This window comes from Paenibacillus nitricinens, from assembly GCF_052056485.1.
In the GTDB taxonomy this organism is placed as follows: domain Bacteria; phylum Bacillota; class Bacilli; order Paenibacillales; family Paenibacillaceae; genus Paenibacillus_AQ; species Paenibacillus_AQ nitricinens.
Window position 1 is genome coordinate 4,234,368 of the sequence record NZ_CP183948.1, and the last position, 12,090, is coordinate 4,246,457.

The 12,090-nt window shown below is 38.2% G+C and carries 12 protein-coding genes and 1 pseudogene; 3 read left to right on the forward strand and 10 right to left on the reverse strand.

The features are described from left to right. Positions 1-39: 39 nt before the first annotated feature. The 5 genes and pseudogenes from murQ to ACN6KS_RS18820 all read right to left on the reverse strand — a co-directional run bounded on the left by murQ (position 40) and on the right by ACN6KS_RS18820 (position 4,000). Positions 40-945: an N-acetylmuramic acid 6-phosphate etherase gene (gene murQ / locus ACN6KS_RS18800; RefSeq protein WP_094869336.1), complete on the reverse strand. Its 906-nt coding sequence runs from the start codon at positions 943-945 to the stop codon at positions 40-42. Between the two features lie 572 nt (positions 946-1,517). Then, positions 1,518-2,381, reverse strand: coding sequence for a MurR/RpiR family transcriptional regulator (locus ACN6KS_RS18805; protein WP_094869335.1), 864 nt, complete (start codon positions 2,379-2,381; stop codon positions 1,518-1,520). A 305-nt stretch (positions 2,382-2,686) separates the two neighbouring features. After that, a pseudogene (locus tag ACN6KS_RS18810) lies at positions 2,687-3,229 on the reverse strand (hypothetical protein); the annotation flags it as partial. Between the two features lie 123 nt (positions 3,230-3,352). Beyond that, positions 3,353-3,568, reverse strand: coding sequence for a hypothetical protein (locus tag ACN6KS_RS18815; protein WP_156417490.1), 216 nt, complete (start codon positions 3,566-3,568; stop codon positions 3,353-3,355). A 165-nt stretch (positions 3,569-3,733) separates the two neighbouring features. Further along, the gene (locus ACN6KS_RS18820) at positions 3,734-4,000 is read right to left on the reverse strand and encodes a hypothetical protein (protein WP_440960241.1); all 267 of its coding nucleotides are present in this window, start codon (positions 3,998-4,000) and stop codon (positions 3,734-3,736) included. Positions 4,001-4,088: 88 nt separating this feature from the next. On the opposite strand from ACN6KS_RS18820, the gene ACN6KS_RS18825 reads away from it, so the two are divergent. Together ACN6KS_RS18825 and ACN6KS_RS18830 are read left to right on the forward strand one after the other, a co-directional pair. Next, positions 4,089-4,790 carry a response regulator transcription factor gene (locus ACN6KS_RS18825; RefSeq protein WP_094869330.1) on the forward strand — a complete coding sequence of 234 codons (702 nt, stop codon included), beginning with the start codon at positions 4,089-4,091 and terminating at the stop codon, positions 4,788-4,790. A 6-nt stretch (positions 4,791-4,796) separates the two neighbouring features. Further along, entirely contained in the window at positions 4,797-6,188 is a 1,392-nt protein-coding gene (locus ACN6KS_RS18830; RefSeq protein WP_440960242.1) for a sensor histidine kinase, read from the forward strand. Positions 6,189-6,270: 82 nt separating this feature from the next. Here ACN6KS_RS18830 and ACN6KS_RS18835 read toward each other — a convergent pair whose 3' ends face one another. From ACN6KS_RS18835 to ACN6KS_RS18850, 4 genes are all read right to left on the reverse strand, one after another. Next, the gene (locus tag ACN6KS_RS18835; RefSeq protein WP_440960243.1) at positions 6,271-6,624 is read right to left on the reverse strand and encodes a YxeA family protein; all 354 of its coding nucleotides are present in this window, start codon (positions 6,622-6,624) and stop codon (positions 6,271-6,273) included. 5 nt (positions 6,625-6,629) lie between these two features. Then, a complete protein-coding gene (locus tag ACN6KS_RS18840; RefSeq protein WP_440960244.1) occupies positions 6,630-8,549 on the reverse strand; it encodes an FtsX-like permease family protein in 1,920 nt (639 codons plus the stop codon). Further along, positions 8,536-9,303, reverse strand: coding sequence for an ABC transporter ATP-binding protein (locus ACN6KS_RS18845; protein ID WP_440960245.1), 768 nt, complete (start codon positions 9,301-9,303; stop codon positions 8,536-8,538). Before ACN6KS_RS18845 ends, ACN6KS_RS18840 begins: the two co-directional genes overlap by 14 nt. Before the next feature lie 174 nt (positions 9,304-9,477). Beyond that, entirely contained in the window at positions 9,478-10,629 is a 1,152-nt protein-coding gene (locus ACN6KS_RS18850) for a VanZ family protein (protein WP_440960246.1), read from the reverse strand. A 183-nt stretch (positions 10,630-10,812) separates the two neighbouring features. On the opposite strand from ACN6KS_RS18850, the gene ACN6KS_RS18855 reads away from it, so the two are divergent. Continuing rightward, the gene (locus tag ACN6KS_RS18855) at positions 10,813-11,859 is read left to right on the forward strand and encodes a DUF418 domain-containing protein (protein WP_440960247.1); all 1,047 of its coding nucleotides are present in this window, start codon (positions 10,813-10,815) and stop codon (positions 11,857-11,859) included. 52 nt (positions 11,860-11,911) lie between these two features. Here ACN6KS_RS18855 and ACN6KS_RS18860 read toward each other — a convergent pair whose 3' ends face one another. Further along, positions 11,912-12,079 (reverse strand): hypothetical protein, encoded by a 168-nt coding sequence (locus ACN6KS_RS18860; protein ID WP_179283624.1) that lies wholly within the window; start codon positions 12,077-12,079, stop codon positions 11,912-11,914. Positions 12,080-12,090: the final 11 nt, after the last annotated feature.

Here is a 12,090-nt window from a genome sequence, read left to right on the forward strand (position 1 = left end):
TTATTAATAGCATCCATCCTGTTATTCCACTTTTCACACCTAAGCCAATGATGAGATTGCCTGTTTCAAGCGTCCTCCGTTTGCATTAAGTACTTGTTCTGCTTCTTTTGCATCTAACCCCGATTTAATCATCATAATTGCCAGCTTACAGTTCATAGATGCTTTTTCAAGTGTTTCTGCGGCGGTTGATGTATCTACACCAGTCGTGTTCATGATGATACGAATCGAGCGATCTACGAGCTTAAAATTACTAGCCTTCAGATCAACCATCAAGTTGTTGTACGTTTTTCCTAACTTGACCATTGTGCATGTTGTCAGCATATTAAGCACCAACTTCTGAGCAGTTCCTGCCTTTAATCGAGTCGAACCGCTAATGACCTCCGGTCCTACAACAGGTGTTATACAAACATCTACAATGGGTTCGAACTTTGAGCCTCTGTTGTTACAAACACCGATAGTGGCTGCTCCAAGTTCCTTTGCTTTCGCTAAAGCTGCAATAACGTAGTTTGCACTACCGCTTGCCGAAATCCCAATAAGTACATCTTTGTTTGTTACACCAATGCTTTCGATTAATGCGATCCCTTCATCCATATCGTCTTCACAGCCTTCAACCGCAGTACGCAAAGCAATATCACCACCAGCAATATAGCCCTGCACCAAGGAAGGATCTGTACCAAAGGTAGGAGGACATTCGGAAGCATCCAGAACACCTAATCTTCCTGATGAGCCAGCTCCTATGTAAAACATTCTTCCACCATTAGACAACCTATGATGTAGAATATCTACCGCCTTTGCAATCTGCGGAATCTCCTCAGCTATAGCTCTGGGGACCAGTGCATCTTGTTGATTCATTAACTGGATCATTTCTTCCGTAGTACATTCATCAATCATTAATGTGTCTGGATTCACAGCCTCTGTTGTCAATCCCGCAAGGTAGTCATTCATAGCCATCCTCCTTCTTCCCAGCCTTAATCTGTCATTGAATTAACAAAACGCGTTAGATTAACTTACAATTATTATGTTCTTATACTAATACAACACCATCGCTTCGTCAATAGATTTTGAAATATAATTTCATAAAGAAATTAAATTCTGATGTTTTATTTCATTCCTTACATACTATGTTATACCACATATATAAAGCGCTTACAAGATGCAATTTAAATTCTTACCAATTGGTTTGATCGCTATGGCTCTAAGGTTAAAGCGATTTTAAAAAATGTACTATTTGCTGATTATCGCTCCAAACGAAACATAAAGTTACATCATCCGTGTTCAACCAGATGATGTTTCGTCTTCGATTCCATTCATTTTCTTCCTCATAATTGTGTGCCAAGCTATTAATTATTGAATTAAACTACTTATTATATTCATTAGATCAACGTATTCATCATGTAGATAATCTGACATGGATTGATAAGTAGTACATTTTAGTACACGAATAAGTGAATGAAATACAAAAAAAGAAAGCATTGATCCATGATCAATGCTTTCCTCCACATTCATTCTATCAGAACCTAATTTCTAAGTTTTTTCTTTAATATATTATGCGTTTTTGTTAAGTAGGTTTTTACTTCTTCATATTCTGCACTTGCGACACCAGCAAATAATATGTCGATGATCGTAAGCATCGCAATACGCGAGCCCATAGCCCCACTGCGGATTGTTATTTCAGGTGTGGATATGCTCAGTACAATATCCGCCCGCTCCGCAAGCTCACTTTTATTGTACTTCGTAATCGCAATACATTTCGCTCTATTCTTTTGGGCAATTTCCAGTGCATCAATAATATCACTAGTTGCTCCAGAGTTAGAAATAAAAATGGCAACATCCTCTTTCTCAAGTAAAGTTGCTGCCGTGAGCTGACTATGACCATCTGTATAGGCATGACACATCTTATTAATTCGCGAGAACTTCTGTTCCCCGTCCATACAAACGAGTCCCGAAGCACCTATTCCAAAGAAAACAATTCGCTTACTATGACATAGTAATTCTACAGCTCTTGTAATTTCTTTTCGATCAATAACACTAAGCGTATCCTCAATGGACTTGCAATTATTCAATGAAATATTTGATATAATTGTCGAGAGATCATCACCTGGCTGAATATCTGTATATTGAGCCTTTGAATCCTCATCACGAGAACCCAAAGATGCCGATATACTCACAATAAAATTGCGGTATCCGCTGTAACCCATCGTCTTACAGAAACGAAGGACAGATGCATCGCTTGTCTTACTCGATTGAGCCAATTCCTTAATCGACAAATGAGGGATCTCTTCCGTATTTTCTAAAATGTAATCTCCGACCAATCGTTCAACTGGTGTAAAACTCTCTCGCATCTCACGAATTTTAATTAATACGTTGTCATTTAGACTCATAATCTACCTACTCTAGATTTAATTAACACCTTAAATAATATCATAAACAATATAAACAACCTATTTCAATAACAAAATACGCTTTGGCATATCAAAAGCTAATATTAATTAATCTATTAAAATTATCCTACTCTTAGGTCATCTGGTGACTTTACGTTGATTATAGCGTAATAAAGTTGTAAGGTATAGTCGATAATTATATACTTTCTGATATGGTGAAACAAGGGACCACAAAGGTCCCCGAAGATTCTTTCTATTGTTCTCAGCATACGTATAACGCATGTATTTTTAAATTTTACTGCCGTCTAAATATGACTCGATTTGTCAACTGCATTCTTTGGTGTAGCACCGTTGCTTGAACCATTTAATTTGCTAGCAAGCTGCTTTAATGCAGTCAAGAACACCGGCATGGCCGCTACACTTAGTAATAATAGTGCAATGATTAATACGAATGCTACCTGTATAAGTGTCATTACGCCCGAAGGAATCAACGCGGCGCAGGTGCCTCCTAGAATAAAGGCAGCAGACAATACTACACCAACCATATAACGTGATGCCACTCAATTCTTGATCCAACATCCCCTTCAAGCTCGTTATACCGCATCATCAGGAATTTTTTGCGGAATGTAGAATCTTTCCGTTGTCTTGGATTTGCTAAAATCGCTTAAGAATTTTTGCGCATCTTTCAAACCACCGCTTACTTTATCAAGACCTTCACTACTAGTAGATAGACCAGATTCCAGCTTCCCCATCTGGTTCTGCAGGTCATTCAGAACACCCAGCAATTGCTTTTGTCCATCATTAATTTGAGTCACGCCTGATTGCAGCACAGCGGTTTTTTCCGCTATTGCCAAAGTTTGCTGAACATTAGGGTCGTTTGCCAGCTCTGGTTTGCTTTGTACCAAATTATTCACTAACTGCTTCTCCAACTCCTTGCCATCTAGGTGTGTAGTCATTTCGGTGATTCCAAGCTAGGATTTCTTATCCTGCAATGCCTTGATGACTGAGGCAATAGAATACTTTTTTGTATCGGTTAGGGCCTTATTGCTGCCGCTGTTAAATACCGCAATGATATCAAATGTTTCTTTGTTACTCTCATTCATGGTTTTTAACATCATATTTGCCAGAGCGCTTTGTGCAGTATCAGGTATCTTTATTTGTCCTTTCTCCTGCACCAGCTTTTCCATATTCGGCATCGTTATCAAGGCGACGATTGTAAGAATAATCCACAGTAAAAAAGTAGGTTCTCCAGTCCCTTATCTTTTTCACTTAATACCTTCCTTTCATTTCTCGGAATGAATTTTCATTCTGAACGTAGTGACAAAGGAACCTAATGCTCCTTAGTCGGAAAATCAGCAGACTCCCTGCAATCTAATGGCATTCCAAAAGCTGTCTGTAAGTTCTTCTTCGAGCTCAAGCCAATACAGCAACTCCCTTTCTTCCATCATTTTAGCGAACATCTTCAAAGGGCCATATACAGTGCAGATCAATGCCATGGAAGGCAGGGGGCGAAACAATTTCTCCTCCTTACCTGATTTGGGTATATCTAGAATGAATTTTAATAAATCACCGATTATTGCTTTGCTATGTTCGTCTAAGTAATATCCATCTTCATGCAAGCCTTTCTTTTGCGATTTTTTTGCGCAAGAAATAAAGAGTCCTTTATAATGTAATAATGTACATAAAGACGGATTTGGAGGGAAACAAATGGCAAGTCATAAATGGGTATTAATCATAGACGATGAAGATGATTTAGCTCGTCTGATGAAGGCAGTTTTACATAAAGAAGGTATTGCAGACGTTGTAACGGCCGGGACAGTTGCAGAGGGATGGGACAAGTTTCAGGAGTATAATCCTGAACTTATCTTGCTTGATATTATGCTGCCAGATGGAGAAGGATATGACTTATGCAGAAAAATTCGGGAAACATCAAATGTACCGATCTTATTTATGTCTGCAAAGGATGAGGAAATTAATAAGCTGTTAGGACTGGCGATAGGTGGCGATGATTATATCACTAAACCGTTTAGTCCAAAAGAAGTCGCTTATCGGGTAAAAGCACAGCTGAGAAGAGCTGGCTTTACAGAGGAAAAAAAGGCTCCGAAAAGTTTGCAAGTAGGCCCCTTTGAGCTTAGTGCCAATGAGACAGAATTAAAAAAGAATGGCGAACCCCTTGTGCTTACCGCCAAAGAAGTCGGTTTAATGAGCTGTTTCATGCATCATCCGAATCAGATCATAAGCAAAGAAACCTTGTTTGAACAGGTATGGGGTGAAGATTTTTTTGGTTCCGATAATACAGTGATGGTACATATTCGCCGCTTACGCGAAAAAATTGAGGCAGACCCTTCAAAGCCCGCCTTTATATTAACGGTTAAAGGGTTAGGTTATAAATTACATACCAAGGGGTGAGATAAGTTGAAATGGAAATTGACACTCCGTTTTTTAAGATCGGTCATGACTATTGTTGTGATCGTTGGTATAGTAAATGCGATTTTATTCCTTTTTATATTCTTTTTACAGCTAAAAAACAATAATTTCGGCACTGAAGAAGCATCTGCAGAAACCTTTAGCCGGACCTTTTCACAATATGTAGAACTACAATCCGGCAGACCCGTTGTCAACGAAGATGGCCTCAAAAAACTACAGGAAATGAGCGCCTGGATACAATTTTTGAATGACCAAGGGGAGCAAGTAGCAGCCTTTTATGCCCCTGAAGAATTGCAAACAGCGTATTCTCCTATTGAAATCGTACAAATGTATAAGTATAAAGAATTAGATGCAAGCACGACTGTTTTTGTCAGCACAGCCCAAAATTTCAGCTACTTTTTAGGGATTCAAAATCCGAAAATAGGCCGCTATGTAATGACCTATGACTACGCTAAAATTTTCAAAGATGTTAATATTTTTCTCTCCATTTTTCTTATCGTTGATGTTCTTATTGTAATTATCATTGGATTTTTATTTGGGAAAAAGTTAACTGCACCACTTCATACATTGATAGAAGGTATTCAACAGCTCAGGGAACGACGTTTTAAGAAAATGCCTACTCCCAAAGGTGTGTATGAAGATGTGTTTCGTAATATGAATGAGCTATCTGAAAAGCTCGATCGACATGAAGAGGAACGTAAGCATCTCGACCAAATGCGTGAGGAATGGATTAGTAATGTTTCACATGACATGAAAACACCACTCGCTTCTATTCAAGGGTATGCAGAATTTATAAACGACAGTGCCACAGATTTAACAGCACAAGAATTACAGGACTACACAGCAATTATCAAGAGTAAATCGATGTATATGAAAGATTTGTTAGATGACCTCAATTTAACGACGCGTTTGCGTAATCACCAGCTATCCCTGCAATTTGAAGAAGTAAATCTCGTTCAGTTTCTACGAGAAATGACGATTGAACTTTTAAATGACCCGACCTTTGGTGAACGGCAAATAGAGTTTGAGGCAAATGAGGTTACAGCCGTATATAAAGTAGATAAAAAGTTACTAAAACGAGCGATCCTTAACTTTATCTACAACGCGCTGGTGCATAACGATGAAAATGTCGTGGTGAAGATTCGAGTGGAAACCATTCATCCGCATACCCAAATTACAATTTCTGATAATGGCCAGGGTATTCCGTCTAAAGATCTGGAACAGGTATTTGAGCGCTACTATCGGGGTACAAATACTACAAGCACACATGGAACTGGGTTAGGCATGGCCATCGCAAGAGACATTATTTGGGCTCATGAGGGGAAACTCGATTTGACGAGCGTTGAAAATACCGGAACCACCATTACCATACTTTTATAATACAATTGCCTTACTTACTCATTAGGCAGAAAAAAGGGCTGTACTCCACTTACTTTATTGGAGACAGCCCTTCTTCAATCTATTAGTTTTTTAGTGCCTTTAGCGGAATATCCTCTAATTTCACTTCATCGAATGAGGATACTTGATCACCTTTTTTTACATACATTTTCAAGTAAGCTCCTTTGCGAAGATTTTTTTGTGCATTAAATTGGAGTGGAATGGTTTCACCTTTGGCATTTGTAGCCTCCAGTGTATACGAATAGGAAGTCATCACTGTACCATCGTTCAGTTTATATTCATGGGCTTCCCCATCCTTTGTTATTTGTAAATAGTAATTATCGGCATTAAAGCGATTGAAGTCAAATTCAGCTAGAGCAAAGACACCTGCAGCTCCTATAACAAACAAAATACCAATAGTAATTAGAAATTTTTTCATCTCAATCATCCTTCTGTTCTATTATTTAGTGTGATAATACGATTGTAAGAAGCTACGGTTAACAAATAATACAATCCGTAAATTACGGTATAAGCAATCATCCAGAGCAACACAGGTTTTGCTAAGTCCATCATCATTAGACTAGAGAAGGCTTTTAAAGCTACTACACTGTGCAATAACCCAACTGTGAGCGGTACTACAAAGATAATGAATACCTGTGACGCAATGGATTTTCGCATTTCTTTTGCATTGACACCCATTTTATGCAGCATATTGTACTGAGATTTATCTTCTTCTGCCTCAGTTAATACCTTAAAGTAAATGATACTGCCTGTTGCAGCCAGAAATACGAGACCCAGAAAACTTCCGATAAACAGTAGAGAGCCGACACCTTCCAAGCTTGTTTGGTAATCTTGCGGACCACTTGAAAATAGCGCTTCTTCAGGTAATTGATTTGCAATTTTTTGAGATAAATCTACTGAGGCATGATCTACCCCGAGGACACGATAGTGCTGCACTTTCCCATCATTTTGCAATATTTCATACTGATCATCTGAGACTACTACGGTTATACCTGCTGTACCTACATTCAATACGGTTTGCGTGTTAAAGCTTTGGAATGTGAGTGGATGGCCGTTGCCTGTTGTTATAGTTTTTCCTGTATAGTTAGGTGAGAATCTTTTGTCATATCCGATATCTAAAATAACCGCGTAGCCATCATTTACATTTAATTTTTCTTTATGTTGTACACTCGCTAATTGGTTGTAGGTTTTTTCATCGATAACTGTATATTCTCTTTTATCAGAGCTATCGAATGTGGATGGTGAGTTTAACTCTTTCGTATGAAACGTAATGGATAGTGCTTCAAATTTTTTATCGTATTTTGTATCTGATAGCACAGCACTCACTTGCCTATCCATTTCTGAATCTGTTGATTGATACATAAAGGTATTCGGATTAATCGTTTTCGCCGAGTCATTCGTATTGTAATAAAGACTATATACCGCTCCACCGGCAGTTACTGTCGTAGCACTTAACACCGCAATCACAGTTAATGTTCGGGCATTCCCACGGATACGGTAGAGCAGCTGTGAAATAGTCATTACATGAAGGCCTTTCCACAGCCACTTTTCATTTTTCTTAATCATCGCTAACACAAATCCAGTCACACTGTGGAACAATAAAAAAGTACCCATAATAACCGTTGTTAAAATAATGAATACCGTCATAAGAAAACCAATTTGAGCCCATACGTTAGAAGTGAATAAATCCTGCATCGCGAGCCAATACCCTAAGACAATTAGCAATATTCCAAGTACAGCAACGATCATCGATGATTTGGGCGCCACTTCTCCCTTTTTTGAAGCATGAAATAAATCAATCAGTTTAAATTGATAAATCAAGCGATAGCCTTGAAAGGATGTGACTAAGAAAATAATCAGAAATACGATAGCAGTGTTCTTTACTGCCGCCGCTGAAAATGTAAAGGGTGCTATAACGTTATATCCCATTAAATGAATCAAAATCGTCATAAACCCTTTTGAACAAAGGAACCCAAGTACAATCCCTACTACTAAAGAGAATAATCCTAATAATAGATTTTCAAAAAAGAGCATAAAGCCTATCTGACGATTACGAACACCAAGCAGCGCATACAATGCCACTTCTTTTTTACGTTTTTTCATGAAAAACGAATTGGAATACACTATAAATATGACCACGAAAAAGAAGAGAATGACTGCGGCTCCACTCATTAGTGAACCTAGTTTTTGGGATGAAGCCGTCTGTTCTGCTATCGTGTCACTATATTTCAAGGTCACAAATGTAAAGTAAATGATGATACTAAACACCATCGAAGCAATGTATAAAAAATATTGAGAAAAGTTTCGTGCTATATTTCTTCTGGCTAGACTAAATAACGTCATCTACCTCACCCCCAATGGCTGCATGAACATCTAAGATCTGTTGGAAGAAGGCTTTGCGTGTTTGATCCTGACGATATATTTCTGTTGAAAATGAACCATCCTTGATGAAAATAATCCGGCGGCAGAAGCTTGCGGCAAATGCATCATGGGTCACCATCATTATGGTCGAATTGTTATTTTCATTTAGGGTACTTAAGCTTTCCAATAAACCGGTTGCTGATTTGGAGTCAAGCGCACCTGTTGGCTCATCCGCCAAAATCAGTGCAGGCTCCGTCACAAGCGCTCTAGCTGCAGCGGTTCTTTGCTTTTGACCCCCAGAAATTTGATAAGGATATTTTGCCAGTAAATCTTCAATCCCAAATACTTTAGAGATCTGAGTCACGAGATGATTGATTTCCTTTGCTGGAACTTTAGCAATCGCCAAGGGAAGCAATATATTCTCCTTTACAGTCAAGGAATCGAGTAAATTGTAGTCTTGGAAGATGAAGCCGAGATGTTCACGTCGAAAGTCTGCTAAAGCGGCTTCCTTCATATCATGAATACTCTTGTTCTTCATATAGATCTTGCCTTCAGTTGGAGAATCTATAGTGGCTAACAAATTTAACAAGGTTGATTTCCCCGCTCCGGAAGGGCCCATAATCCCTACAAACTCACCTGCATGAATGTCAAAAGACACATTTTCTAACGCTGTATAAGCAGCGCTTAACTTCCCGTACACTTTTTTTACTTTTTCAACTTTTAACAATGGTTCCATTCATTTCACCTCATAATTTGCTGATACTTTTACTATAGGCGGCGAACCTTACAGCAAATTCATGCCAACCTTACAACAAGCTTAAATCTACAAAAAAAGGGATACCCTGTAGCCATTTAAGACTACGGAGTATCCCTTTTATTCAAGATTTAGGTAAGTTTTGAGCCGAGAGCTCTACATTATTTTTCTCGTTGTATATAAATCAGAAGCATCATCAAAATAGAAGCGGCGTTTCTGTTTGCCAAACACGACTAATATCGCATGGATGAACAGCACGATCGATAATATGAACAAGGTCAATCCAGCACCCAGCGTTAAGAATATGGATGCCTTATAAAATGGAGAATCCATTGATAGCTCCACGTTATTTAACGTATTCGCAATGACTGTTATGAAGTATATCGCGTAAATCGCACCAAAGCGTTTAAATAATCGCTTGTTTGTTTCCTTTTGACTTACTTTACTGTCATAGCGATAGCGCATAATTTTCGTACCGATGGTCGCTCCGTTCCAAATCCACGGAATTATAAAAAGTGTTATAAAAAGCGTCACTGTCGTCGCAATAAATTCACTAACGATATTCACGTTGGTCATACTCAACACCACTTTAACCACTATGTTGCTGATAAATATATCAATCATAACTGCCAGCAACACAGACATCCCTTTCACTTCATCAAGAGCCAATAATGTTTCTGCTTTCTCATTAATTTTCTTCTTGGAGGGGAATAACGCCAACACGGCTGGAGCAATAAAGAATCCCAGTACCCCGCCAGTAGTATTCAACAATAAATCATCCACATCAAAAATACGATAAGGGCAATTATAAATTCCGTAAATGCCGGTTACCTGTGTGACCTCATAAAATAAGGTTAGTGAGAAGGTGATCCCTAGCGCTTTCTTCCAGTGTTTCTTGTCTTGAAAAAAGTATCGCAAATAAACACCAAAAGGTAATAACAGCAAAAAATTAAAAAAGGCTTGATAGAATGATGGTTGGCTAAATAACAGTCTATACGTTGCTGGCTGTGACAGAACTACACCATTATTATCAAAGGTACTCACAATAAATTGAAAAGGTATAAGGGAATAGTGTTGTGTACCCGGTTTCTGTAGCGAACAAGTATTGCGTGTTTCTGGCAACGGCAACAAAACTAAAAATAACGCTGCTAGAAAGTAAAAGATAAATGAAAACGAAATTAATGTAGTTGAAAAAGGCAGATAATTAAACTTTCTATAGGTATACACGAGCCATGGGATAAATAAGGCGAATGCTAAAACAACAAAAAAGATCGCTGCCACAAAGATTGGTTGCGTATATGCTGACATTTCTAGTTCACACCCCATAATTATTTAGTATTCATATTAACCATAAAACGGATTCTAATTCAACTGGAGTTGGAACATTTTATCAGATTTAAGGATTCTGTAATGTTGACATTCATTTAATGTAAGGTTCGCAACTTATAGTGACTTCTAGGCAAATAAAATTATTTTCAAAGGAGAACTATAATGAACCCCTCCATCTCACAAAAAGAAAGAATTATTTCACTCGACATCATTCGCGGACTTGCTCTTTTTGGCATACTGCTTATAAATGTTGGGGGCTTTAAACTTATTATGGAAGGAGATCCCTTGCCAGACTATAGTGGCATTAATGGAATCATCAGTACTTTAATCACCATCTTCGTACAAAAAAAATTCTTTTCTATTTTTTCATTCCTTTTTGGAGTAGGCCTGTACATTTTCGCCTCAAGAGCTGAAAGCCGGGGAGATCAACCAAGAAAGCGTATGGCTAGACGTTTACTAATCCTCTTGCTGATGGGAATCATTCATATATTTATCTTTTGGGGATCGATTCTACCCGCTTACGCCATTATCGGATTGTTGTTGATCCCTTTTTATTACGCGAAGATTCCTACCCTTAAAAAATGGCTTGTTGGCATGACATTAATTTATATCCTTTGCCTGATGTCAAAAATATTTTCACCCTCGCTTGGGGTGTTATCAACTGTGTTAGATCTGTTTTCTAATGACGCTATACAAATCTTCATCATGTTTTTAACTGGCTTTTTAACCGCAAAATCAGGTTGGCTGACACGCATACAACAATTGTACAAACCGATTAGATGGATTCAGATTGTATCTTTTCTTTTGTTCGTTGGTTTCTCATTATGGATTTGGAACGCTTCTCAAAGCGGTAACAGCTATGTAGATTCAGTTACAGCCATAGGGTCACTTCCAACCACTTTGTTTTACTTAACCACATTATTTCTACTATTAGAGAATAAACGTATCGTGAAAATTTTGAGACCCATAGCACGAGTTGGTCAAATGGCATTTACAAATTATGTAGCTCAAAGCATTATAGGGACAGCAATCATTTCAATTATAGGTCTCGAAGTCGTCTCACCAAAAGATATTCTCTACATCGCTGTTCTGATTTATTTGATTCAAATCATTTTTAGTACCATCTGGTTCAAGTTCTTTTCTATGGGACCCTTAGAAAAGGGTTGGCGCTTGTTGACCTATGGAACAAAACAAACTACAAAACGATAAAAACTCTCGCTAACTTGGGCAGCGATGGTAGTTGATGTTCTCATTTTTCCAATTAAGCATCGTTTTCATCCACTTTTAACAGCTTCGTGGTCAATCTTATCGCTCTGTTCACACCAACGGTTGAACCGCATGTTCGATGAATTTGTCTCATCGTGATATCTTTATCCTCAGTTGCAGCGTGCATCTTTACCGGAAGTTCGTCAAGAATCGAAAAATTCATAAAAAAACGCC

Coding starts and splice junctions, on each gene's coding strand:
- murQ (WP_094869336.1), bottom strand. CDS start 945: ATGAATGACTACCTTGCGGGATTGACAACAGAGGCTGTGAATCCAGAC.
- ACN6KS_RS18805 (WP_094869335.1), bottom strand. CDS start 2,381: ATGAGTCTAAATGACAACGTATTAATTAAAATTCGTGAGATGCGAGAG.
- ACN6KS_RS18815 (WP_156417490.1), bottom strand. CDS start 3,568: ATGGAAAAGCTGGTGCAGGAGAAAGGACAAATAAAGATACCTGATACT.
- ACN6KS_RS18825 (WP_094869330.1), top strand. CDS start 4,089: ATGGCAAGTCATAAATGGGTATTAATCATAGACGATGAAGATGATTTA.
- ACN6KS_RS18835 (WP_440960243.1), bottom strand. CDS start 6,624: ATGAAAAAATTTCTAATTACTATTGGTATTTTGTTTGTTATAGGAGCT.
- ACN6KS_RS18840 (WP_440960244.1), bottom strand. CDS start 8,549: ATGACGTTATTTAGTCTAGCCAGAAGAAATATAGCACGAAACTTTTCT.
- ACN6KS_RS18845 (WP_440960245.1), bottom strand. CDS start 9,303: ATGGAACCATTGTTAAAAGTTGAAAAAGTAAAAAAAGTGTACGGGAAG.
- ACN6KS_RS18850 (WP_440960246.1), bottom strand. CDS start 10,629: ATGTCAGCATATACGCAACCAATCTTTGTGGCAGCGATCTTTTTTGTT.
- ACN6KS_RS18855 (WP_440960247.1), top strand. CDS start 10,813: ATGAACCCCTCCATCTCACAAAAAGAAAGAATTATTTCACTCGACATC.
- ACN6KS_RS18860 (WP_179283624.1), bottom strand. CDS start 12,079: ATGAATTTTTCGATTCTTGACGAACTTCCGGTAAAGATGCACGCTGCA.